The sequence below is a fragment of the Nocardia higoensis NBRC 100133 genome, assembly GCF_000308595.1.
GTDB classification, from domain to species: Bacteria; Actinomycetota; Actinomycetes; order Mycobacteriales; family Mycobacteriaceae; genus Nocardia; species Nocardia higoensis.
Map to the genome: position 1 here is coordinate 1 of NZ_BAGA01000112.1, position 23,793 is coordinate 23,793.

23 protein-coding genes and 1 other RNA gene are annotated in these 23,793 nt (G+C 68.6%); 12 read left to right on the plus strand and 12 right to left on the minus strand.

Annotated features, from left to right (window positions below; all coding sequences use genetic code 11):
- The first annotated feature begins 713 nt into the window (after positions 1–713).
- Complete coding sequence (locus ON26_RS20440; protein WP_040797830.1) at positions 714–1,211, plus strand: MarR family winged helix-turn-helix transcriptional regulator; 498 nt, start codon at positions 714–716, stop codon at positions 1,209–1,211.
- 202 nt (positions 1,212–1,413) lie between these two features.
- On the opposite strand, the gene ssrA is transcribed toward ON26_RS20440, so the two are convergent.
- Positions 1,414–1,782: a transfer-messenger RNA gene (gene ssrA / locus ON26_RS32470) on the minus strand.
- A gap of 240 nt (positions 1,783–2,022) precedes the next feature.
- Here ssrA and ON26_RS20445 point away from each other — a divergent pair.
- Positions 2,023–3,321: an ABC transporter substrate-binding protein gene (locus ON26_RS20445; RefSeq protein WP_040797831.1), complete on the plus strand. Its 1,299-nt coding sequence runs from the start codon at positions 2,023–2,025 to the stop codon at positions 3,319–3,321.
- Positions 3,322–3,348: 27 nt separating this feature from the next.
- Here ON26_RS20445 and smpB read toward each other — a convergent pair whose 3' ends face one another.
- The 10 genes from smpB to ON26_RS20490 all read right to left on the minus strand — a co-directional run bounded on the left by smpB (position 3,349) and on the right by ON26_RS20490 (position 12,222).
- Complete coding sequence (gene smpB, locus ON26_RS20450; protein ID WP_040797832.1) at positions 3,349–3,825, minus strand: SsrA-binding protein SmpB; 477 nt, start codon at positions 3,823–3,825, stop codon at positions 3,349–3,351.
- Between the two features lie 72 nt (positions 3,826–3,897).
- The gene (locus ON26_RS20455; protein ID WP_040797833.1) at positions 3,898–4,134 is read right to left on the minus strand and encodes a WLR motif membrane protein; all 237 of its coding nucleotides are present in this window, start codon (positions 4,132–4,134) and stop codon (positions 3,898–3,900) included.
- Positions 4,135–4,226: 92 nt separating this feature from the next.
- The gene (locus tag ON26_RS20460; protein WP_040797834.1) at positions 4,227–5,306 is read right to left on the minus strand and encodes a metallophosphoesterase; all 1,080 of its coding nucleotides are present in this window, start codon (positions 5,304–5,306) and stop codon (positions 4,227–4,229) included.
- A 94-nt stretch (positions 5,307–5,400) separates the two neighbouring features.
- Positions 5,401–7,260, minus strand: a complete 1,860-nt coding sequence (gene recQ, locus ON26_RS20465; protein WP_040797869.1) for a DNA helicase RecQ — start codon at positions 7,258–7,260, stop codon at positions 5,401–5,403.
- A gap of 105 nt (positions 7,261–7,365) precedes the next feature.
- Positions 7,366–8,268 carry a permease-like cell division protein FtsX gene (gene ftsX, locus ON26_RS20470; protein ID WP_040797835.1) on the minus strand — a complete coding sequence of 301 codons (903 nt, stop codon included), beginning with the start codon at positions 8,266–8,268 and terminating at the stop codon, positions 7,366–7,368.
- The gene (gene ftsE / locus ON26_RS20475) at positions 8,268–8,957 is read right to left on the minus strand and encodes a cell division ATP-binding protein FtsE (protein ID WP_040797836.1); all 690 of its coding nucleotides are present in this window, start codon (positions 8,955–8,957) and stop codon (positions 8,268–8,270) included. Before ftsE ends, ftsX begins: the two co-directional genes overlap by 1 nt.
- A gap of 49 nt (positions 8,958–9,006) precedes the next feature.
- A complete protein-coding gene (locus ON26_RS33530; protein ID WP_157171963.1) occupies positions 9,007–9,189 on the minus strand; it encodes an Rv3103c transmembrane domain-containing protein in 183 nt (60 codons plus the stop codon).
- Between the two features lie 10 nt (positions 9,190–9,199).
- Positions 9,200–10,057 carry a mechanosensitive ion channel family protein gene (locus ON26_RS20480; protein WP_040797837.1) on the minus strand — a complete coding sequence of 286 codons (858 nt, stop codon included), beginning with the start codon at positions 10,055–10,057 and terminating at the stop codon, positions 9,200–9,202.
- Positions 10,058–10,178: 121 nt separating this feature from the next.
- On the minus strand, positions 10,179–11,297 hold the full coding sequence (gene prfB, locus ON26_RS20485; RefSeq protein WP_040797838.1) for a peptide chain release factor 2: 1,119 nt from the start codon (positions 11,295–11,297) through the stop codon (positions 10,179–10,181).
- A 67-nt stretch (positions 11,298–11,364) separates the two neighbouring features.
- A complete protein-coding gene (locus ON26_RS20490; RefSeq protein ID WP_040797839.1) occupies positions 11,365–12,222 on the minus strand; it encodes a helix-turn-helix domain-containing protein in 858 nt (285 codons plus the stop codon).
- Positions 12,223–12,378: 156 nt separating this feature from the next.
- Here ON26_RS20490 and ON26_RS20495 point away from each other — a divergent pair, with 156 nt between their 5' ends.
- Complete coding sequence (locus tag ON26_RS20495; RefSeq protein WP_040797840.1) at positions 12,379–12,972, plus strand: NADPH-dependent FMN reductase; 594 nt, start codon at positions 12,379–12,381, stop codon at positions 12,970–12,972.
- Between the two features lie 78 nt (positions 12,973–13,050).
- Positions 13,051–13,839 carry a histidinol-phosphatase gene (gene hisN / locus ON26_RS20500; RefSeq protein WP_040797870.1) on the plus strand — a complete coding sequence of 263 codons (789 nt, stop codon included), beginning with the start codon at positions 13,051–13,053 and terminating at the stop codon, positions 13,837–13,839.
- A gap of 213 nt (positions 13,840–14,052) precedes the next feature.
- Here hisN and ON26_RS31740 read toward each other — a convergent pair whose 3' ends face one another.
- On the minus strand, positions 14,053–14,400 hold the full coding sequence (locus ON26_RS31740; RefSeq protein WP_157171964.1) for a hypothetical protein: 348 nt from the start codon (positions 14,398–14,400) through the stop codon (positions 14,053–14,055).
- A gap of 209 nt (positions 14,401–14,609) precedes the next feature.
- Between ON26_RS31740 and ON26_RS20510 the strand changes: the two genes are divergently transcribed.
- From ON26_RS20510 to ON26_RS20545, 8 genes are all read left to right on the plus strand, one after another.
- Positions 14,610–16,019 (plus strand): acyl-CoA dehydrogenase family protein, encoded by a 1,410-nt coding sequence (locus ON26_RS20510; RefSeq protein WP_174375422.1) that lies wholly within the window; start codon positions 14,610–14,612, stop codon positions 16,017–16,019.
- A gap of 34 nt (positions 16,020–16,053) precedes the next feature.
- Complete coding sequence (locus tag ON26_RS20515) at positions 16,054–17,262, plus strand: acyl-CoA dehydrogenase family protein (RefSeq protein WP_040797843.1); 1,209 nt, start codon at positions 16,054–16,056, stop codon at positions 17,260–17,262.
- A gap of 291 nt (positions 17,263–17,553) precedes the next feature.
- Positions 17,554–18,225 carry a hypothetical protein gene (locus tag ON26_RS20520; protein ID WP_040797844.1) on the plus strand — a complete coding sequence of 224 codons (672 nt, stop codon included), beginning with the start codon at positions 17,554–17,556 and terminating at the stop codon, positions 18,223–18,225.
- A gap of 245 nt (positions 18,226–18,470) precedes the next feature.
- Positions 18,471–20,099, plus strand: a complete 1,629-nt coding sequence (locus tag ON26_RS20525; protein ID WP_040797845.1) for an acyl-CoA synthetase — start codon at positions 18,471–18,473, stop codon at positions 20,097–20,099.
- A gap of 155 nt (positions 20,100–20,254) precedes the next feature.
- Positions 20,255–20,815 carry a hypothetical protein gene (locus ON26_RS20530; RefSeq protein WP_040797846.1) on the plus strand — a complete coding sequence of 187 codons (561 nt, stop codon included), beginning with the start codon at positions 20,255–20,257 and terminating at the stop codon, positions 20,813–20,815.
- 467 nt (positions 20,816–21,282) lie between these two features.
- On the plus strand, positions 21,283–22,653 hold the full coding sequence (locus tag ON26_RS20535; RefSeq protein WP_083884245.1) for a PepSY-associated TM helix domain-containing protein: 1,371 nt from the start codon (positions 21,283–21,285) through the stop codon (positions 22,651–22,653).
- A 111-nt stretch (positions 22,654–22,764) separates the two neighbouring features.
- The gene (locus ON26_RS20540; RefSeq protein ID WP_040797848.1) at positions 22,765–23,235 is read left to right on the plus strand and encodes a DUF4383 domain-containing protein; all 471 of its coding nucleotides are present in this window, start codon (positions 22,765–22,767) and stop codon (positions 23,233–23,235) included.
- A gap of 79 nt (positions 23,236–23,314) precedes the next feature.
- Positions 23,315–23,776 carry an SRPBCC family protein gene (locus tag ON26_RS20545; protein ID WP_040797849.1) on the plus strand — a complete coding sequence of 154 codons (462 nt, stop codon included), beginning with the start codon at positions 23,315–23,317 and terminating at the stop codon, positions 23,774–23,776.
- The last annotated feature ends 17 nt before the right edge of the window (positions 23,777–23,793 follow it).

Below are 23,793 nucleotides of genomic sequence, written 5' to 3' on the forward strand. Positions count from 1 at the left end.
CCGCCGGAACACCGATCACCAGCAAGTACGCGGGGACCAGCTACACCAATCCCGGCATGACCATGACGACCAACGTCTCCCTGGTCGGCAATGTCGCGACGTCGTGCTACCCGAACCCGTCCCCGACCCTCACCACCACAACTGTGAGCTGAGCCCGCGCACAGCCGCCACGACATCACGACCGGCATCCGCGCCGGCGGCGTGTGGTGAACATGCCTGGACCGGGTTGCGCCGGCAACCCGGTCCAGGCCCCGCCGCGGGGCCTGGCAACCTCTGATTCCGACAGTGGTTGCGCCGCTTCAGGTTTGGTGTATTTGCACGAATTCTACGATGCACAGTATCGCATCGGTCGCGGTGTCGTACAGTGCATGTCCGACACCGATCACGGTCGCTTCGACGGCCGGAACAGTGCCCGCTTTCGTGATGTTCGTCAGCCGCGGTACAGGCTGTCGGCCAATCGATTGAGAGGAGCCCACATGCCCGCTTCAATCGTCCGGCGGCGATGCCTTCCGCGCCCAGGAAAGACCATGGCACGCCCTCGCGATTCCCCCGTCGCCCTCGCACCGGGTGGCCCCACTGCGGACCGCGGCATTCGCCGAGGCCACCCAACTCCCTGACTCCCCGGACGGAATCGGGCGATCGTCAAGCGGGCACGACCTGATCGGTGACTGCTGCTGAGCGATTTCATCTTCACATGATCGAGGGGAAAGCCTGTGTGTTCGAGAACAAGCGAACCCGCCCGGATCTCGGTCGAGCTCAAAAGGGCCCTGGAGTTCTATCACGGCACCGTCGAGGATCTGATCCGCGAATTGATCAGAGTGCTGGGTGTGAACGAGACAGATCGACGTGCACTGGAGATCGTCCTGCTCGAGGACGAGAAGTCCACGACGCCGGGAATGCTGGCCGAACGCCTCGGTCTCACCGCCGCCGGCGTCACGATCATGCTCAACCGGCTGGAAAAGCAGGGCTACATCGCCCGCTCGCTGCACCCGACCGATCGTCGTCGCGTGATCGTGATGGCCACCGAGCTCGCGACCCATCGTGTACGGGAACTCGTCACCCCCATGATCGTCGAGCGCTACAAGATGTTGCTGAGCTGGTACGACTCCGCCGAACGCGACCTGATCGCGGACTTTCTCACCCGTGCCGGTGAGCTGCAACGAATCCACCGGCAACGGCTGCGCGACGTGGATCCGTACCCGAGGCCCTGAGAGAGACCCCCGACTGCGCGACATCTCGGACACCGACACGGCGTCGACCTCGATACTCATGGTGACCGTCGCCACGACTCCGACAGACGTCGACGGTCACGGCGACAGCCGATCGACGTGGCGCAAGCGCACCAGGCGGGCCGTCGACTCCGGGTCAGGGGTATGAAAAAGCCCCTCACCTGGGCAACAGGTGAGGGGCCTCGAGTGGAGCTGCCGGGAATCGAACCCGGGTCCTCCGCCGCGTCTTCAGGGCTTCTCCGTGTGCAGTTCGCTGTGTCTCTGCTCGGATCTCCCGGTCACGCGAACAAGCCGAGATGACGATCCCAGTCGCTGTTGGATGTCCCGCCCATCTCCGCGACCGAGGCGGACGGTGAGCCCTCTAGCTGATGCCGGCACCGGGACCGAGGGCTTATCCCGGGCCGACAGAGACGCTATCGCTTAGGCAGCGAGAGCGTACTCGCGCTGATGAGAATCGGCGCTTAATTGGTTGCAACGACGCTTACGGTGGTCTCTTGCCTGCACCGACACGCTTCCCCTGAATCAACGTACGCAGTCGAAACCGTTCAGCCCCGCACGTTCCGCACCTTGCGGACTGCCTACTTTAACACCGAGCTCGCGGCGAATCATCCCGATTTCCCGGCCACCGGGGCGGTGTCGAGCATCACACGATGCGGGACCGGCGAACAGGCGCATTCCCCTGCGAATCACAAACCTGTCACGCTGCTTTCCCGGTCCGGCAACCGTTGGGTATCTTCTCGATCGGCCCCGGGAGACAGCCGAGGACCCCGGTGGCAAGAGTAGGAAGTCATAGATGCGTATGTCCGGCGGTCGACGCCCTCTGCTCCGCACCGCCGTTGCCGGGATGATCATCGGGTCGCTGCTGGTCAGCGGGTGTTCCGAGGCCACCGGGCAGGCAGGTCCCGGCGTGACGGGCGAGCCGTGCCCGCAGGCGGTCGACGAGACCAAGGGATGCGTGTATCTGGGGGTGCTCTCGGACCTGGCCGACGGGCCGTTCAGCGCCCTCGGCAAATCCATCGACGACGGCCAGCGAGCGTTCTGGCGGGAGGTCAACGAGTCCGGCGGGATCGGCGGATACGAGATCGATATCACCACCTACGCCAAGAACACCGGTTATGACCCGCAGCGTCATCGCGCGGAGTACGAGCGGATCGAACCGCACGTGCTGGCGCTGGCGATGAGCCTGGGCACCTCGCACACGGTCTCGGTACTGCCGGACATGGAGGCCGACGGCGTGATCACCGGTGCGGGCACATTGTGGTCGGGCTGGCAGTACAGCGCCACCGACCGGAACCTGGTCCTGGACTACGGCTACTCCTACTGCGCGGAGGCGATACTCGGGCTGGACTGGTTCAGCGCCGCGCACTATCTGCCCAGCGGGATCGGCATCGTGGCCTTTCGGGGGCAGTACGGCGGCGACTACGCGGCGGGCGCGATGAAGTGGGCCGCCGCGAACGGCATACCGGTCGCCGCCCGCGTCGACACCGGGCCGAACACCGAGGTCGGCAACCAGGACGCGCCGGTCGCGGCGATCATGGCGGCGCAACCGGATGTGGTGGTGCTGGCCACCGGACCGAGCGAGACGGCGGAAATCGTCGGCAAGCTGGTCACGGCCGGCTATCGGGGCAGATTCCTCGGCTCCACGCCGACCTGGAACCGGGCGTTGCTGCAGTCGGCGGCCGCCGAGCCGATCACCGCGCTCTACAACTACACCTCGCCCTACGACGGCTGGGACGGGACCAGCCAGGGCGCGGCCAAGGCACGCGCCGCCTCACCACAGGAGCCGTCGAACTGGGGGTACAACCTCGGCTGGGCCAGCTCGTATCCGGTGAAGGCGCTGCTCACGCGGGCTTCGGAGGAGGGCACGCTCAACCGGGCGGCGCTGCGGCGGGCGATGATCGGCCTGGTCGCGAGCTCGGAAGGGATGGCGCCGGATCGGGAGTACGGGGTGGACCCGGATCCGAGGAACGAGCGCGCGGTGATCAGCATGCCCGACCCGGCCGCACCGCTGGGTTCGCGCACGGTCGCCGCCTGGTATCAGGGCGCGACGCTGGACCGGGTCACCTTCAACGGCCCGTGCGCGAGATTGTGACGAACCGACGCGTGGGCCGCGGCCCGGCTAGGATTTCATCCCCTTGATGCGGCGGCCGAGCTCGCGGGTGACCTCACGTTCGGCGGTCCGCCTGGCCAGATCCTGGCGCTTGTCGTAATCCTGCTTACCGCGGGCGAGCGCGAGTTCGACCTTCACCTTGCCGTCGGAGAAGTACATCGACAACGGCACCAGCGTCTGGTTGCCCTCCCTGGACTTGCCGACGAGGCGTTCGATCTCACGCTTGTGCAACAGCAGCTTCCGCACCCGGCGCGGTGAATGATTGGTCCAGGTGCCGTGACTGAATTCGGGGATGTGCAGGCCGCGCAGCCACACCTCGCCGTTGTCGACCGTCGCGAAGGCGTCGACCAACGAGGCTTTGCCCTCTCGCAGGCTCTTGACCTCGGTGCCGACCAGCGCGATCCCCGCCTCGTAGGTGTCGAGGATCGTGTAGTTGTGCCGCGCCCGGCGGTTGGTCGCGATGACCTTTCGCCCCTTCTCCTTCATAACGGTCAACTCTAAGTGACGCGGCAACCGGATTATTCCCGCCTCCTGCCCGAGGCGCGGCCGGCGGGCCGCTCAGCCGGGATGGACGATGAAGTAGAGCACGAGCAGACCGGTGAACGCGGTGACCATGAGCACCGTGGTCAGCCGGGGTCTGCCGAGCGGGCGCGCCGGGCGCCTGCGGCCGAGCCACACCGAATCCACGGCGGGATCCGCCGAGCGGGGTCGCGTCGGCTCCGGGGGATCCGCGGCGGGTTCCGGACCCGGCCGTTCGGACTCTTCTTCGCCGGAGGACTCGTCACCGGGAGGCATACCTGCACGGTAGTGCCGTGACCGGAGACACGCGCCCGCAGCGCACCGGGCGTTGTCATTCGGTGATGTCGCGAGGCCGCAAATCGACTCGCTCAGGCCAGTTTCCGGCGGAACTCCTCCGCGGCGGCGCCATTGCCGGGATCAACCGTCACCACGCGTAGTTCGACGCCTCCGGCGTCGAATTCCATGATCATGAAACCGAGTTGATGGAAGGTCTGGAACAACGCGGGGGTGTCGTCGCGCGCGTCGGGCGCCCACGACCCGCCCGTCTTGCTCCCCGCGCCGGACACGATCTGGCGGGTGCCCTTGGAGGCCGTGGTCGGTTCGAGCACCTGCAGGCAGTGATCATGGCCGGACAGGACGAACTGGCACAGGCCGAGTACGTGGTCCTCGAAGAAACGCCGCACGTGCACGCCGTTGAGCGGCTCGACGTCGATGCCCTCGTAGCGGCCGGCGTTGCCGTGCGAGCCGTTGCTCAGATACGGGTGATGGGTGCAGACGATCTTCCAGCGCGCGGGTGATTCGGCCAGCGCCCGGTCGAGCCAGGCGCGCTGCTCGTTCATGTATTCGCCGTCGACGGACCAGTACGGAGACAGGAGCGGCGGAATATAGGCGGCCAGCGGGTTGAGGTCGAGCACGAAGAATTCGACCAGCGGCTCGGGCTCGGGCACCCGCACCGAGTAGTAGCGGCTCGGCATCCACCAGCGCGGCGAGTGCGCGTGGTAGCCGACCTCGAGATCGCCGCGCAGCAGCCAGCCGCCATCGCCGGGGAAGATCGCGCTGTTGTCGTGGTTGCCCAAGGTCATCAGCCATGGGAAGTCCAGGCCGGAGTTGGGTTCCTCGAACTTGCTCTTGAACTGGATGTCGTTGTCGGTGGTCGGGCCTGTTTCGTAGATGTTGTCGCCGAGACCGAGGGCCAGGTCGAAGGGCTCGCGGGCGTGGAATGCCCTGGCCGCGTCGGCGACCGCCCACTGGGTGCGGGTTCCGGTGCCCGCGTCGCCGGTGACCAGCACCCGGAGCGAACCACCGCCGGTGGGCAGGGGGAACTTGGTGACGCCGTCGTCCACCGGCACCGCGTGGGCCGGAGTCAGCCCCAGCAGTCCCGCGCCCGCTGCCAGCGCGCCCGCGCCGGCCAGCAGTTGCCTGCGTCCGATGCCCGGTACGTCACTCATCCACCGACCTCCATCCGTGTGTCCCGGGGCAACCCCGCCACATCCTCGCTGATCTCCGCGCCCGGTGCAGGCCGAAGCCCGCATTCGGGCGGATTCACGCCGCGGCGAGCACCTCGAGCACCTGCTCGCCGTACTTGGCGAGCTTGTTCTCGCCGACGCCGCCGACGCCGCCCAGCTCGGCGAGGCTCGCCGGCTTGCGGGCGGCGATCTCGCGCAGCGTCGTGTCGTGGAAGACGACGTAGGCGGGCACGCCCTGCTCCTTCGCCGTGGCGGCGCGCCATTCGCGCAGCTTCTCGAAGACCGCGACATCGGCCGGCGGCAGGTCGGCGGCGACCGTGCGTCCCTTGGCACCGCGGGGTTGCCGCACCGGCCGCTCGGGTTCACGGCGCAGGCGCACCTGACGACCGCGGAACAGCACTTCCTCGCTGTCCGGCGTCAGGGTGAGCACGCCGTAGTCGCCGCTCACCGCGAGCAGTCCCTGGGCCAGCAGCTGGCGCACCACGCCACGCCACTCGGTGTCGCGCAGGTCCGCGCCGACGCCGAACACCTTCAGCGCGTTGTGCTCGTACTGCTGCACCTTCGGGCTCTGTTTGCCGAGCAGGATGTCGATGACGTGGCCCGCGCCGAAACTCTGCCCGCGTTCGCGCTCCAGGCGCAGTACCGCCGAGAGCAGCTTCTGGGCCGCGACCGTGCCGTCCCAGGACTCGGGCGGGTTCAGGCAGGTGTCGCAGTTGCCGCAGCCGGTGCCGGACTGGCCGAAGTAGGCCAGCAGCTGGGCGCGGCGGCAGTCGACGGTCTCGCACAGCGCGAGCATCGCGTCCAAGTGCAGTTGCAACTGCCTGCGATGGGCCGCGTCGCCCTCGGAGCCGTCGATGAGTTTGCGCTGCTGGACCACGTCGTTGAGGCCGTAGACCATCCAGGCCGTCGAGGGCAGACCGTCGCGGCCCGCGCGGCCGGTCTCCTGGTAGTAGCCCTCCACCGATTTCGGCAGGTCCAAGTGCGCGACGAAGCGCACGTCGGGCTTGTCGATGCCCATGCCGAAGGCGATGGTGGCGACCACGATCAGGCCGTCCTCGCGCAGGAACCGGGACTGGTTGTTCGCGCGGGTGCGGTTGTCCAGGCCCGCATGGTAGGGCACCGCGGCGATGCCGTTCTCGTTGAGGAAGGCCGCGGTCTTCTCCACCGAATTACGTGACAGGCAGTAGACGATGCCCGCGTCGCCGGAGTGCTCGGTGCGGATGAAGTCGAGCAGTTGCCGGTCGGCCCGGTTCTTCGGCTCGATGCGGTACTGGATGTTGGGCCGGTCGAAGCTGGCCACGAAGCGCCGGGCCGACCCGAGGTCGAGGCGGTGGATGATCTCGTCGCGGGTCTTCTCGGTGGCGGTCGCGGTGAGCGCGATGCGCGGCACGTCCGGCCAGCGCTCGTGCAGCACCGACAGCGCCAGGTAGTCGGGGCGGAAGTCGTGACCCCACTGGGCGACGCAGTGCGCCTCGTCGATGGCGAACAGCGCGATCTCGCCGCGCTCGAGCAGCCGGGCGGTGGACTCCAGACGCAGCCGTTCGGGCGCGAGATAGAGCAGGTCGAGTTCGCCGGCGAGGAACTGCGCCTCCACGGTCGCGCGTTCGTCGGGGAACTGGGTGGAATTGAGGAAGCCGGCCCGCACGCCGAGCGCGCTGAGCGCGTCGACCTGGTCCTGCATGAGCGCGATCAGCGGCGAGACGACCACTCCGACTCCGCGGCGGACCAGCGAAGGCACCTGGTAGCACAGCGATTTGCCGCCGCCGGTCGGCATCAGCACCAGGGCGTCGCCGCCGGAGATGACATGCTCGACGATGGCGGCCTGGTCGCCGCGGAAATCGTCGTAGCCGAACACGCGCCGCAGAACCTCTTGTGCCGCACCGATTCCGGGCTGCGACGCGCTCTCGCCGAGTGGCTGATCTTCGGGGTGATCCACGCGGCCCATCCTACGAGCGCCGCCCGACAGCCGCGGCCCGCGCGGGCCCGGATCGCGGCCGATGTGGCGCAGTTGCGCACATGTGGATGGACGGTCTCCTTTGCCTCATTCGCGCACGTAATAGCGCAGCGTCGCATAGGCGGCGATCCCGGCGGCCACCACGCCGATGGGCGCGATGGTCAGCGCGACCACCGCGATGTCGTCGCCGGTGATCCGCGGGAAGACATTGCTGTCGAACAGCGGGCCCAGCGCCCGGTCGATGACCAGCGGACGAGCGATCAGCAGCCCGCAGACGGCCAGCAACGAGCCGACCACAGCGGCCACCACCGCCTCGAGCAGGAACGGTAGCTGGGTATACCAGCGGGTGGCGCCGACGAGGCGCATGATGCCGACTTCCGTGCGCCGGGTGAACGCCGCGATCTGCATCATGTTGGCGATGAGCAGCAGCGCGGCCAGCGCCATCACCACCGCCAAGCCGAACGCCGCGTTGCGCAATCCGTCGAACAGGCGCAGCAGCCGGTCGACGAACTCGCTGTCGTTGGCGACGGTGCGCACGCCCTCGCGGTCGGCGAAGGTCTGGTAGATGTGCTCGTACTGGCCGCCGTCGGTCATCTTCACCCGCATCGAGGCGGGCAGCGGCGTCTCGGAGATGTACTGCACCATCTCCGGCTGGTCCTCGAAGAGCTTCTTGGCCTCCTCCAGGGCGGCGGCGCGGTTGAGGAACTGCACGCTCTCCACGCCGGAGGTGGCCTTCATATCGGCCAGCAGTGAGCTGCACGGCTCGGCCGCGCAGTCCGGGTCGTTGTTCGAGATGTTCTCGTCGAGATAGAAGCGCACCTCGAGGCGGCCGGTGAAGTACGCCTCGGTCTTGTCGGCCATCCGCACCGAGAGCAGGCCGCCGCCGAGCATGGCCAGCGAGACGGCGGTGGTCAGGATCATCGCGATGGTCATGGTCAGGTTGCGGCGCAGACCCGCGCCGACCTCGCCGAACAGGAAACTCGCGCGCATTATCGCCCCACCCCGTAGACGCCGGTCGCGTCGTCGCGCACCAGCCTGCCGTGATCGAGTTCGACCACTCTCTTGCGCATGGCGTCGACGATGTGGTTGTCGTGGGTCGCCATCAGCACCGTGGTGCCGGTGCGGTTGATCCGCTCGAGCAGCATCATGATGTCGCCGCTGGTGTCGGGATCGAGATTGCCGGTCGGCTCGTCGGCGAGCAGGACCAGCGGCCGGTTCACGAACGCGCGGGCGATCGCCACCCGCTGTTGCTCGCCGCCGGAGAGCTCGCCGGGCAGCCGGTCGGCCTTGCCGCCGAGATTGACCATGTCGAGCACCTCGGGCACGGTGCGCTCGATGAACTGGCGGCGCTTGCCGATCACCTCGAGGGCGAAGGCCACGTTCTCCTGCACGGTCTTCTGCTGCAGCAGCCGGAAGTCCTGGAAGACGCAGCCGATGCGCTGACGCAGTTTGGGCACCTTGCGGCCGGGCAGCTTGTCGACCCGGAAGTCGGAGACCTGGATCTCGCCGGAGGTCGGCGCCTCCTCTTTGAGCAGCAGGCGCATGAACGTCGACTTCCCTGAACCGGACGGTCCGATGATGAAGACGAACTCGCCCTTGTCCACATCCACCGTGATGTTGTCCAGCGCGGGTCGCGTCGACGTCTTGTACGACTTGGTGACGTTCCGCATGGTGATCACGGGGAGCCAGTGTAGCCAGCGGGCCGGGTCCGGCCCCGGGCGGTGAGCGCTACTCTCCCGGCGTGGCCGGGGCGGGCTCACTCTGGGTGACGGCGGCGGGCAACAGGCCGCTCAGCGGCAGAACGGTGGTCCCGGCCTGATCCTCCGGCTTGACGAACAGATACAGCACGAAGACGCCGATCCAGGCCAGTGCCAGCATCGCCGTCGATTTGCGGGGCTTGCCCCCGGTCACGATCTCTCTCTTATGAAGCTTCACTCATACCCTCCCGGCGCAATGCCGAGGCCACCCGCACTCGCAGTTCCCGGCTGACCTCGAACTGTTTGCCGGGCAGCGTGCGCGCGACCATGCGAATGTTCATCTTGTCCATGGCAAGGTCTTCGACGCCCATCACGGTGGGCTGGTCGAGCAGCAGCGGTTCCAGTCGCGGATCGGCGTAGGCATCGGCGCCCACCTGGTGCAGGATCTCGTTCACCCGAGTGAGATCCGCACCCGCGGCGACCGGGACGTCGATCGCGGCGCGCGCCCAATCCTTGGACAGATTGGTCACTTTCACGATCTGGCCGTTCGGCACGATGATGACCTCGCCGTCGGGATTGCGCAATGTGGTGATGCGCAGTGTGACGTCTTCGACAGTGCCCTCGGCCATTTCCGACGAACCGGCCACCGAGATGCGGACGACATCCCCGAAGCCGTACTGGCGCTCGGTGATCAGGAAGAACCCGGCCAGAATGTCCTGCACCACGCGCTGGGCGCCGAAACCGAGCGCGGCGCCGAGCACCGCGGCGGGCGCGACCAGGCCGGTCACCTGAAAGCCGAGGCGCTGGAGCACTTCCACCCCGACGAGCACGTAGGCGATGGTGAGGATCAGCCAGGTGAGTACCTGGGCGAGCGCGTGCCGATGCTTGGCGGCCTCGGTGCGCACCAGCGCGTCGCCGCCACGGAATCCGGCGTCGATCTGACTGGTGATCCGGTCGCGCACATAGCTGACGAACCGGCTGAACAACATCGCGCCGAGGATCAGCAGCACGATCTCGAGACCGCTGGAACGCAACCACGCCGTGGTGCTCTCGCCCAGCGCGAGCGACGTCACAGAACCCATCGCCGAGCCGCTTCACCCTCCGTTACCAACACGCCAGACAGGCTACCCTCGCGCGCACCCCACCGGTACGCGCGACGACATCCCGAACTCGTCCCGGGGCCGAAACCCCGGGTGGCGCAGATCAATTCGGCTGCGCCTCGCGCATGCGCCAGCGGATTCCCGACTCGATGAAGCCGTCGATGTCGCCGTCGAGAACGGCACTGGGATTGTTGACCTCGTAGTTGGTGCGCAGGTCCTTGACCATCTGGTACGGATGCAGCACGTAGGAGCGCATCTGGTTGCCCCAGGACGCGCCCTCGTTGGTCTTGAGCGCGTCCATCTGGGCGCGCTCCTCCTGGCGCTTGCGCTCGAGCAGCTTGGCCTGCAGGACGCGCATGGCCGAGATCTTGTTCTGCAGCTGCGACTTCTCGTTCTGACAGGTCACCACGATGCCGGTCGGGATATGGGTGAGGCGCACCGCGGAGTCGGTGGTGTTGACCGACTGACCACCGGGACCAGAGGACCGGTAGACGTCCACGCGGACCTCGGTGTCGGGGATCTCGATGTGGTCGGTGGTCTCGACCACCGGCAGCACCTCGACCTCGGCGAAGGAGGTCTGGCGGCGGCCCTGGTTGTCGAAGGGGCTGATGCGCACCAGCCGGTGCGTGCCCATCTCCACCGACAGGGTGCCGTACGCGTAGGGGGTCTTGACGGCGAAGGTGGCGCTCTTGATGCCCGCTTCCTCGGCGTAGGACGTGTCGTAGATCTCCACCGGGTAGCCGTGCCGGTCGGCCCAGCGCACGTACATGCGCATCAGCTTCTCCGCCCAGTCGGCGGCGTCGACGCCACCGGCGCCGGAGCGGATGTTGACCAGCGCCTCACGCTTGTCGTACTCGCCCGACAGCAGCGTGCGCACCTCCATCGCCTCCACGTCGGTGCGCAGGGCGGCGCGTTCGGCGTCGGCGTCGGCGAGCGCGGTGACCCTGGCCTCGCCCTCTTCCTCCTCGGCCAGCTCGTAGAGCACCGGCAGGTCTTCCAGGCGTGAGCGCAGCTCCTCGACGCGGCGCAGTTCGCCCTGGGCGTGGGAGAGCTCGCTGGTCACCTGCTGGGCATGGTCCTGGTCGTTCCACAGGTCCGGATCGGCGGCCTGGTGTTCGAGCTCGTCGATGCGGCGGCGCAGTTCCTCGATGTCGAGGACCGACTCGACCGTCTTGAGGGTGGCGTCGAGTTCGGCGATATCGGCGGAGACGTCAGGATGCACGATCTGTAAGGCTACCGGTCCCGCTCCGAGCAGCCTCAACCGCTCACAGCGGGGAGCCCGCGGGTGCTCACTCGGAGACCACGCGCAGGCCGCCGGGACGACGGCCCGCGAGTCTGTCCAGGGCGGTCGCGCTCGCCTCGTCGGCGGGCAGGTGCACGATCAGGCGCTGTGCGTCGTCGGCGGACAGGTCCAGCGTCTCGTAGGCCAATCGCACCGGGCCGATATCCGGGTGATCCATCCTGGTGATGCCGGAGGCGGCGGGCAGACTCGGCACGGTGTCCACCCGCCGGGTGAATTCCGCGCCCGCCACCACGGTCAGCTGCTCGGCCAGCCGGTCGACAGCCGGATCGGCACGGAACGGACCTTCCTTCAGGGTCGCCACCCAGTGGTCGGCGACCTCCGGCCAGTCGGGGTAGAGCGCACGCGCCCGCGCGTCGGCGAAGACGTACCAGGCGAGGTGACCGCCGTTGTCCTCGTCGAACAGCCCGCTCGGCGCCATCAGGCGCCGGTAGCCGTCGGTGCAGGCCAGTACCTCGCCGGTCCGGTCGAACAGGGCCGCCGGGGCCGGGTCGAGGTGATCGAGCACCGATCGCACGGCCGGCCGGACCGTTTTCGGCATGGGCGCCGAGCCCATACAGGCGAACCCCGGATCCGCGGCCTTCGTGAGGCGGTACAGGTGCACCCGTTCGCTCGGGGTGAGCAGCAACGCGTCGGCCAGCGCGGCCAGGATCTCGGGCGAGGGCCTGCGGTCGCGTCCCTGTTCGAGCCGGGTGAGGTACTCCACGCTGACCCCGGCCAGCAAGGCCAGCTCCGAACGCCGCAGTCCCGGAGCGCGCCTGCGCGGCCCCGCGGGCAGTCCGACGCAGGCGGGCGTGACCGTGTCCCGGCGGGAGCGCAGGAACAGACCCAACTCGTTGTCGCTCACCTGTCGAACCTACAAGCGCGCACAGCGCGAATGGTGGCCCTCTCGCTACCACCCTGACCGCGGTCTGCTCATCGGCCGCCGGTGACCGGCACGCTCGTTGTCGGCGGGCAGCCCTGGAGCACGAAGCCCGCCGGACCAACGAGAAGGAGATCCGACATGAGGCTCGCGGTGATCATCGGCAGTGTCCGGGAGGGACGTTTCGGCCCGACGGTGGCGGCCTGGTTCGCCGAGCGGGCGCGCGCCGACGGCCGCTTCGAGGTCGACGTCATCGACCTGGCCGAGATGGAGCTGCCGCACGCGCTACCCGCCGTATCGCCCGCGCTGGACCCGAACCCGCCGCGACCGGAGGGCATGCGCGCACTGACCGACCGGCTGACCGCCGCGGACGCGTTCGTCATCGTCACGCCGGACTACAACCGCAGCTACCCGGCCGCGCTCAAGTCCGCGATCGACTGGCACTTCACGCAGTGGGACGCCAAGGCGATCGGGTTCGTCGGCTACAGCGGCGCGACCGGCGGGCTGCCCGCCATCGAGCACCTGCGCGCGGTGTTCAGCGAGCTCAACGCCCATACGGTGCGCGACTACGTGACATTTCCGCGCTACTACCTGCTCTTCGACGACACAGGCGCGCTGCACGAACCCGAGGGGCCCGCGGCCGCGGCTTCGGGGATGCTCGACCAATTGCACTGGTGGGCGGGCGCATTGGTGGCCGCCAGGGCCGATTCGGTCGCGGGAGCGGTCGGTGCCTAGGTTCGGGCGCCCGAGTCGGCGGCCGCGGGGGCGAGTCGGAGACCGGCGTGGCCGGGGCGGCCGATAGGCTCAGTGACCGTGGCTACTCACTCCTCCGATCTCGCACTCGCGTTGCGGCTCGCCGACGAGGCCGACGCCATCACCACGGCGCGCTTCGGGGCGCTCGATCTGAAGGTGGACGCGAAGCCGGATCTGACACCGGTCTCGGACGCGGATCTGGCCGTCGAGGAGTCGATCCGGCGGTTGCTCTCGCATGCCCGGCCCGACGACGCGGTGCTCGGTGAGGAATTCGGCGGGGAGGCGGATTTCTCGGGCAGGCAGTGGGTGATCGACCCGATCGACGGCACCAAGAACTTCGTGCGCGGAGTGCCGGTGTGGGCCAGCCTGATCGCGCTGCTGTCCGACGGCGTTCCGGTGGTCGGCGTGGTGAGCGCACCCGCGCTGGCCCGGCGCTGGTGGGCGGCGAGCGGGTCGGGGGCGTGGACGAGTTTCCATCCGGGGGCGCCCAAGCCGATCACGGTGTCGCGGGTGGGCGAGCTGGCCTCGGCGAGCCTGGCGTTCTCCAGCCTGTCCGGCTGGCGCGATCGTGGCCTGCGCGAGAAGTTCGTCGACCTCACCGACGAGGTGTGGCGGGTGCGCGGCTACGGCGATTTCTTCAATTACTGCCTGCTGGCCGAGGGCGCGGTCGACATCGCGACCGAGCCGGAGGTCTCGCTGTGGGATCTGGCGGCGCTGGACATCCTGGTGCGCGAGGCGGGCGGGCGGTTCACCTCGCTGGCCGGAGTCGACGGCCCGCACGGTGGTGACGCGATCGCCACCAACGGGCTGCTGCACGACGAGACCCTGGCTCGCTTGCGGCAGGGCTGACCCGCCGCCCTACTGCTGGCGGGTTCGGTAGCTGCCATCGGCCACGAATTCGCGTCGCCGCCGACCCACGCGCCCGTGGATACCTATCGCCGGGCCCGAGGCGAGCTGCCCTCATCCGACAGCTCGCCCGGCACCCGGCACACCGGCCGCAATCCGCGACGGTGTTGGTACCCGAGGGTCGCTGCGCCGACCCGGGGCGGAAACGGCAGGAACTCAGCCCGCCGACCCGGTGGGCAGACCCGAGCCGGAGGCGGAGCCGGACCCACCGGAACCCGAGGACGAACCGGAGCCGCCGGAGCCCGAGGACGAACCGGACGGCGGGAACTGGACCTCGCCCGAACCGAAGTCGCCGCCGACACCGCCTTCGCCGGAACCCAGATCGAAGATCGGCCCACCCGAGCCGAAGTCGACCTGGGGCCCGCCGGGATCGAGATCCACCTCGATCGGCACCAGCGGCAGGCCGGGCGCCGCATGCGCGGGGGCGCACACGAGCCCGGCCGCGAGCGCCAGACCCGCCACCACCGCTATTCGTCTTCCTGCCGATACCACAACAGTTTTCATGGACAAGACCTCCGTTCCAGGGGGACGATTCGGCCACGGTAACGGAACCGGGAAGATTCTGAAGCGTCTTTGTTTCAGAAAGACCGCACGGGTTCCGCACCGAGGTGGCGGCAGGCGACTCGACGCGGTTCTTACTCTGGAGTAAGGTTGCTATTACTCAGGAGTAAGAACGACCGATCCTGACCTCACCCCACCCCAGCAGAAAACAGGTGATGATGAGCACCCGAGACAGCGCGACGAAGCGACGTCCCGCGAACGGACGCAGCGACGACTCCGCCGTCGGCCTGAACCAGCCCAAGCGGGACTGGATGGGCACGGCGATGCGGGTCATGACGACGATCACCGGCTCCGATCTCGTCGAGAAATACAACCTGCGCAAGCCGATCGAGCGCGTCACCTACGAGAGCACCAAGAGCGGCTTCCGCACCCTCGGCGCGGCCACCAGAGCGTTCAAGAAGGTCTCGGGCAACGGCGCGCCGAAGCGGCTGCCCGACAACGAGACCAAGAACAAGGACTTCTTCGACCTCACCCCGACCGAGGATCAGCAGATGATCGTCGAGACGGTGAAGGACTTCGCCGCCGAGATCATCCGCCCGGCCGCCGCCGAGGCCGACGCCGCGACCAAGGCGCCCGCGGATCTGGTGGCCCGCGCGGCCGAACTCGGCATCACGGTCATCAATGTGCCCGAGGAACTCGACGGCGTGGCCACCGAGCGCGGCGCGGTCACCAACGCGCTGGTCGCCGAGGCGCTCGCCCACGGCGACATGGGCCTGGCACTGCCGATCCTGGCGCCCAGCGGCGTCGCCGTCGCGCTCTCGCAATGGGGCACCGACGCCCAGCAGCGCACCTACCTGCCTGCCTTCGCCGGCGATAACGTGCCGCAGGCCTCGGTGGTCATCGCCGAGCCGCGCCCGCTGTTCGATCCGTTCGCGCTGCAGACCAAGGCCACCCGCTCCCCCAGCGGCTACCGCCTCAACGGCGTCAAGAGCCTGGTGCCCGCGGCCGCCGACGCCGAACTGTTCCTGATCGCCGCCGAACTCGACGGCCGTCCGGCGCTGTTCATCGTCGAGTCCGACGCCCAGGGCCTGGTGGTGGAGGCCGACCCGAGCATGGGCCTGCGCGCCGCCGGTCTCGGCAGGCTGATCCTGGAGGATGTCGCGGTGTCCGCCGAGGCCGTGCTGGGCGACGCCGATCCGATCGCGCGCGCCGAGGAGTACGCCGACGCGGTGCGGCTGGCCCGCCTCGGCTGGGCCTCGCTGGCGGTCGGCACGAGCCAGGCCGTGCTGGATTACGTGATCCCCTACGTCAACGAGCGCGAGGCGTTCGGCGAGCCGATCTCGCACCGGCAGGCCGTGGCCTTCATGGTCGCCGACATCGCCATCGAACTCGACGGCCTGCGCCTGGTCACGCTGCGCGGCGCCGCCCGCGCCGAGCAGGGCCGTTCCTTCGGCCGCGAGGCCGCCCTGGCGCGCAAGCTGGCCACCGACAAGGGCATGAAGATCGGCCTGGACGGCGTGCAGCTGCTGGGCGGGCACGGCTTCACCAAGGAGCACCCGGTCGAGCGCTGGTACCGCGATCTGCGGGCCATCGGCGTCGCCGAGGGCGTCGTTCTCATCTGACCGGCTCGATCAGTTCTTCCAGGAGACCCTCCCCATGATCAACCTCGAACTCCCCAAGAAGCTGCGGGCCAGCGCCAACCAGGCGCACCAGGTGGCCGCGCACATCTTCCGCCCCATCTCGCGCAAGTACGACCTGGCCGAGCACGAGTACCCCAAGGAACTCGACACCATGGCCGCCATGGTCGAGGGCCTGTCGGACTCCGGCACGCAGAAGATCAGCGGCGCCACCGGCGGCCGCGCCGACTCCTCGGGCAAGGGCGGAAACAACAACGGCGGCAATATGTCCGCGCTGCTCAACGCCCTGGAGACATCCTGGGGCGATGTCGGTCTGATGCTCTCGATCCCCTACCAGGGCCTGGGCAACGCGGCCATCGCGGCGGTGTCCACCGACGAGCAGCTGCAGCGCTTCGGCAAGGTGTGGGCCGCGATGGCGATCACCGAGCCGTCCTTCGGCTCGGACTCCGCGGCCGTGAGCACCACCGCCGTGCGCGACGGCGACGAATGGGTTCTCAACGGCGAGAAGATCTTCGTGACCGCCGGCCAGCGCGCCACCCACATCGTCGTCTGGGCCACCGTGGACAAGAGCAAGGGCCGCGCGGCGATCAAGTCCTTCGTCGTCCCCCGTGACGCGCCCGGCCTGTCGGTGGCCCGCCTCGAGCACAAGCTCGGCATCCGCGCCTCCGACACCGCGGTGCTGTTGCTGCAGGACTGCCGGATTCCGGCCGACAACATCCTCGGCAGCCCGGAAGTCAATGTGGAGAAGGGCTTCGCGGGGGTCATGCAGACCTTCGACAACACCCGTCCGCTGGTGGCCGCGATGGCCATCGGCGTGGCCCGTGCCGCGCTCGAGGAACTGCGTCGCCTGCTCGAGGGGGCGGGCGTCGAGGTCTCCTACGACACCCCGGCGATGAACCAGCACGCCGCTGCCGCCGAGTTCCTGCGGATGGAGGCCGATTACGAGGCCGCCTACCTGCTCGCGCTGCGCGCGGCGTGGATGGCCGACAACAAGAAGCCGAACTCGCTGGAAGCCTCCATGTCGAAGGCCAAGGCGGGCCGCACCGGCACCGATGTGACCCTCAAGGCCGTCGAACTGGCGGGCACGCTCGGCTACTCGGAGAACCTGTTGCTGGAGAAGTGGGGCCGCGACTCGAAGATTTTGGACATCTTCGAGGGCACCCAGCAGATCCAGCAGCTGATCGTCGCCCGCCGGGTGCTCGGCAAGACGAGCGCCGAGCTGAAGTAACCGGGAAAGCCTTACCGGAACCGGTGCGGGTCGCCTCCTCGACCCGCGCCGGTTTTCGCGTTTTCGGCGCGGTGGAACCGGACTCGCGCGCCGGGCGGGGGCGTGTTCGCCGGAAACGGGGAAGAGATCGGTTAATGTCGAAAAGGTCCGCATCACGGTTTCACACCGGCGCACAGCGCGGTTTACCGGCGTATCGGACGAGGTAATTCGGTTTCGTAAGTTGTCCTATGTAACGACTCGACCAGACAGACGACTCAGCTCGACCAACGATTCGCGCGAGGAGACCGGTTTATGCGTCGACCGAAGTTCACCCGAATTCTCACCGCCGCCGTCGCCACGACGGCGATGCTCGGAGCGGTTTTCGCCGGTCCTGTAGCCGCCGAAGAGAATCCGGTTCCCATGCCGGACAATTCGGCTGCTACATCCTTCGACATGAGCGACGCGCTGCGGCAACTGCGCTCGGCGGCCGCGGGCGACCCCGCCGCGGAGGCGGCGGTCGAGCGCCTGCTGGCCGCTCGGCCACAGGTGCCCGGCGCCGCCGAGGTCGCCCTGCCCGCTCAGGTCTTCCAGATCCCGGCGAACTCCGACATCGGGCGCAACGGCGCCGCTCCGGGCATGCACGGCTCGGGGATCGCCCTGGGTATCAACGGCTTCCAGTTCGGCTACTTCGGCGGCCCCGGAACGATCGCGCCCAACCAGGACGGAGCCAAGCTCGAGGTGGTCTGGCTGAATCTGTCGAACGGGCGCAGCGGCACCGAGGCGCTCGTCGAGCACCAGGACATCCCGGTCGACACCACCATCCGCACCCGGCCGATCGATCCCGGCCCCGGCCTGATCGTGGCCGCCGTCTACGGCACCCTCTGGCACCGCTGGTCCGTCCCGGTCGACGAGGCGCACCCCGACGGTTTCCACTACCAGCGGGCAACCATCGATTTCCCCTCACTGGGCGCAATCTACAACTGAGAGTCGATCGAATTCGGCCGTCTGCCGCTGGCAGGCGGCCGGATTCGGTTCGATACGCCGGCCGGATGCGCGATGAACCATTTGGTCCATTCGACTTACCGAAAGGTAACTTACGGAGAGACTGCGCCCGCTTTGTCGGCTTTGTGTGTGACCGACCACACCATCTACTGCTACGGTAGCCGCACATGCCGTTCGAAATCGCTAGGCAACGTGGCCGACGCGACGGTTCAGTGGAGGTATAAGTGGTGAACCTGGCGCATGCGCTGGAAACCATCAAGGCTGTGCGATTGCTGAGTTCGCGCGGAATCGCCGATCTCACCAATCCGAAGGAAACGGTGCAGAACCTCCGGGAAGTCCGTGAGATGGGCCCGCAGGCAGCCGCTGTCCGCCATTCCGCCCGCATCGCCCCGGATCGTCCGGCCCTGGTCGACGAGCGCGGCGAGCTGAGCTATCGCGAACTCGACGACCAGTCCACCGCCGTGGCGCGTGGCCTGCAGGCGGCGGGCATCACCGAGGGCACGGTCCTGGCCGTGCTCGCCCGCGACCACCGCGGCCTGCTCATCTCGAAGATCGCCGCGGGCAAGCTGGGCGCCCGCATCGCGCTCATGAACACCGGCTTCGCCAAGCCGCAGTTCGCCGAAGTCTGTGTGCGCGAGAAGGTTCAGGCGGTCTTACACGACAGCGAGTTCCTCGGTCTGCTCGACGCGCTGCCGCCGGAGCTGCCCCGCTACCTGACCTGGGTCGACGAGGGCACCGAGATTCCCGCGGGCACCAGGACATTCGACGAGCTGATCGCGGAGAACTCCACCGAGGAGCTGCCGCCGCCGAGCAAGCCCGGCGGCTTCATCATCCTCACCAGCGGCACCACCGGCCTGCCCAAAGGCGCGCCGCGCACCAAGGTCTCGCCGTTCGCCACGGCGCAGTTCCTCGACCGGATGCCGTTCCAGAAGTTCGACACGATGGTGATCGTCTCGCCGATCTTCCACAGCACCGGCCTGGGCACCTGGCTCATCGGCTCGATCCTGGCCAACAAGATCGTCGTGCGTCGCCGCTTCGACGCCGAGGCCACGCTGAAGATGGTCGCCGAGCACAAGGCCGACATCCTGGTGGCCGTGCCCACCATGCTGCATCGCATGGTGGAGCTGCCCAAGGAGGTGCACGACAAGTACGACACCTCCTCACTGAAGGCCATCATCCTCGCCGGCTCCGCGCTCTCGCCCGAGCTGTCGATCCGCGCGGCCGAGGTGTTCGGCCCCGTGGTCCACAACCTGTACGGCTCCACCGAGGTCGCCATCGCCACCGTCGCCAAGCCGGACGAGCTGGCCATCGCGCCCGGCACGGTCGGCCGCCCGCCGGTCACCTGCGATGTGCGGCTCTACGACGAGAACGATCAGCGGATCCACGGCAAGAACGTCACCGGCCGGATCTTCGTCCGCAGCGGCGCGCCGTTCGAGGGTTACACCGACGGCAGGCACAAGCAGATCATCGACGGCTACATGTCCACCGGCGACATGGGGCACTTCCAGGACCAGGGCCTGCTGATGGTCGACGGCCGCGACGACGACATGATCGTCTCCGGCGGCGAGAACGTCTACCCGCAGGAGGTCGAGAACCTGCTGCTCGAGCGCGACGACGTGTTCGACGCGGCGGTGGTCGGCGTCGACGATGTGGAGTTCGGCAAGCGCCTGCGCGCGTTCATCGTGCCGGAGCCCGACAAGCCGCAGCCCGATCCCGAAGAGATCAAGGCCTACATCAAGAGCAACCTCGCCCGCTACAAGGTGCCGCGCGACGTGGTCTTCCTCGACGATCTGCCGCGCAACACCACCGGCAAGCTGCTGCGCCGGGTGCTGGTCGAGTACGACATCAACGCCTGATCCCTGACCTCGGCTCGCCCGAGCAGGCAATTCCGAGACGAGCGGAGCGTGGAGAGCAGGGCGCTCCGCTCGTTCGTTCCCAGGGTACTTCGGAATAAGAATCCGGCTGGTCAGAGGGGTCGGGCACCGGCAGGCCGGTCGGCTATCATCAGCCGGTGCACAGGACCGTCCACCCGTCGGCCGCGGGGCGTCGTGACGCCCTCGCGCGGCTGCGCGGTGGATCGGCGGGCGCGGTCTCGGGCGCGATGTCCATCGCCGCGCACGGCTGGGCCGCGGGGACCGCCGCTCCCGGTGGTTCCACGCTGACCCTGCTCGCGGGCGCGTCGGCCGTCGTCGGCGCGTTGGTCGCCGGGATCGGACCGCTGCGCGACACCACCTCGGGACTGGTCGCCGCGCTGATCGCGGGCCAGCTGCTCGGCCATGTCACTCTCGGCTTCGGCTCGGAGCATCCGCAACACGGCGTCGCCATCCCGAGCCGGGAGATGCTGGCCGCTCACATCGTCGCGGCCGTGTTCGCCGCGGTGGTGATCCGCGGCGCGGAGGCGGCCTATCGCATCGCCACCGCGGTGCTGGCCAGGGCGCTGCCGCTGCGCCACCCCTCGTTCTTCTTCGAACCCGCGCCGCTGCGCACCCGGTATCGCGATCGCGTCGTGCTGCGCGTGTTCGCGGCGCGGTCACTGCGCACCCGAGCCCCGCCGCGCCCGGTCTTCGCCTGATTTCCCCCTCACCCGGTGCGCCCGTCTCGGCGCGCCCGTTCGTCGCACGCTGTCCTCGGTCGATCATTCGAGGCCGGCGGTTTGCGGATCGCCCACCGCGGCGTCGCTGTCACGCTCTCGATGTCCACGCTCGTGTTCTCGAATCGCGGGTTCGACCGTGATGTTCGCTGTCGGCGGGCCGGGCACCACCGCGCGCCGAGGGCTCGGCAGCGGCCCGAACGGCACCCGCCGTCCGCGCGCACCACAGCTGTATCGGTGCACCGGAGGTGTCCGCGCACCAGCGAGGCGATACCGGGTGACCCTCTCATCGGAACGAGAAGACTGTGAGCACAACAGAACCGCTGGCGTCGGCCGACGGCCTCACCTCCCCGGACACCACCTCTCCGGACCCGACATCGACAGGGCCGCGCGCCGCCGCGCCCGCGTCGACCACCACGGCGGCGCGCGGCGGGCTACAAGCGCTGGCCATGCGACTGCACTTCTACGCCGGCGTCTTCGTGGCGCCGTTCATCCTGATCGCGGCGGTCACCGGCGCGCTCTACGCGATCTCACCCACCCTCGAACAGTTCGTCTCCCGTGATCTGCTGACCGTCGAGGCGAGCGGCGCCGCGCGACCGCTCGCCGAGCAGGTCGACGCCGCCACCGCCGTGCGCCCCGATCTGACGCTGGTGGCGGTCTCCCCCGCCCCCGGCGCCACCGACACCACCCGGGTGCTCTTCGCCGACCCGACACTCGGCGAGTCCGAGCGACGGGCGGTGTTCGTCGACCCCTACACGGCCGCACCCGTCGGCGAGTCGGTCGTATACGGCAGTTCGGGCGCGCTGCCCCTGCGCACCTGGATCGACCGCTTGCACCGCGATCTGCACCTGGGCGAGCCCGGCAGGCTCTACAGCGAACTGGCCGCGTCCTGGCTGTGGATCGTGGCCCTGGCCGGTCTGGTGCTGTGGTGGCGGCGAGTCCGTTCCCGGCGGTCGAGGAACTCCGCGGCCTGGCTGCTGGCACCGGACCGCGGCAGGGCCGGGCGGTTGCGCGCCCTGAACTGGCACGGCGCCGTCGGCATGTGGATCCTGCCGCTCGTAGCGCTGCTGTCGGTGACCGGAATGACCTGGTCGGCCTATGCCGGAGCCAATATCGCCGACCTGCGCACCCAGCTCAGCTGGACCACGCCCGCGGTGAGCACCAGCCTGGACCAGGCGGCCGCGCCCGCGCCCGATCACGGCGGCGACCACCAGCATCACGGTGGCGGGCACACGGTCGCCGGTCCGGCTGAATCCGCCTCTCGCGCAACGGAAATCGAGCGCGCCTACGCGGCCACCCGGGCAGCGGGCATCACGCAGGCGGTCGAGATCGCCGTGCCCGCCGAAGCCGGGAAGGCCTATGCCGTGAAGGAACGGCGGTTGCCGGGGATCTACACGGTGAACGCGGTCGCGGTGGACGGGCGCACGGGCGCGATCACCGATCGCCTGGACTACGCGGACTGGCCACTGATGGCCAAGCTGACCAACTGGGGCATCCAGTTCCACATGGGGCTGATGTTCGGCCTGGCCAATCAGTTGCTGCTGCTCGCCGCGATGATCGGCCTGATCGTGGTGATCGTGCTCGGCTACCGGATGTGGTGGCAGCGCAGGCCGACGCGGGGCGCGATCCGCCGCCCGGTGGGCCGGGCACCGCGCCGCGGCGTGCTGCGCGGCAGTTCCCCGTGGCTGGTGCTGCCGTTGCTCGGCGTGGCCGTCGTCGTCGGCTGGTTCGTGCCGCTGGTCGGGCTGAGCCTGCTCGGGTTCCTGCTGATCGACACCCTTGTCGGCCTGCGGAAACGCCTCGGCGCCGCGTCGTCCTGACGTATCCGCGCCCGTCACCCCGGTGCCCCAGGGCACCGGGGTTTGTCGTCTGCGGGTCCGGGTAAGTCGGGGCCACGCAGCTCAGCAGCGCTCCGCACGAAAGGCACCGTCATGGCAACGTTCGATTCCACCACCAGGACGAATCAGTGGTCGCCGGTCCGTATCGCCGCATTCGTCGTCGGCGCGGTGTTCCTGCTGGTCGGCATTCTCGGGTTCATCCCGGGTATCACGACGAACTACGACACCCTGGAATGGGCGGGACATCACTCCGAGGCGCAGTTGCTCGGCTTGTTCGATGTCTCGATCCTGCACAATCTGGTCCATCTCGCCTTCGGTGTCGCGGGCCTGCTGGCCGCACGCGCGGCGAGCACGGCTACGGGTTACCTGATCGTCGGCGGCATCATCTACCTGGCGTTGTGGCTCTACGGGCTGGTGATCGATCAGGACAGCTCGGCCAATTTCATCCCCGTCAACACCGCGGACAACTGGCTGCACTTCGTTCTCGGCGCGGGCATGGTCGCCCTGGGCGCCCTGCTGCCGAGGTGGGTCCGTGGTCGCAGCCACACGGGTTTGCTGGCCTGAACCGCTCCACCCGTCTCGTTTACCCGGTCGGACCTCGGGTAGCCGACCCGATGAACCGCAATCGAGGAAAGGGGTTCGCATGAGCACGATGGCCGCCACCGTGGACGTCGACGTTCCTGTCCGCACCGCTTACAACCAGTGGACGCAGTTCGAGTCCTTCCCACAGTTCATGGAGGGCGTGGAGAACGTTCGCCAACTCGACGACCGGCACACCCACTGGCGGATCCATGTCGGGCCGTCGGCACGCGAGTTCGATGCCACCATCACCGAACAGCATCCCGACGAGCGCGTGGCGTGGAAGTCCGACTCCGGGCCCAACCACGCGGGTGTCATCACCTTCCACCGACTCGACGACACCCACACCAGGGTGACCGCGCAGATGGATGTCGACCCGGAGGGCTTCGTGGAGAACGCCGCCGACAGGCTCGGCGTGCTGAAGCACCGGGTGAGCGCGGACATGAAGCGCTTCAAGGAGTTCATCGAGAGCCAGGGGTACGAGACCGGCGGCTGGCGCGGTGACATCCCGCGCCCGGACGCGTAGATCCGGCCCTGGACTCC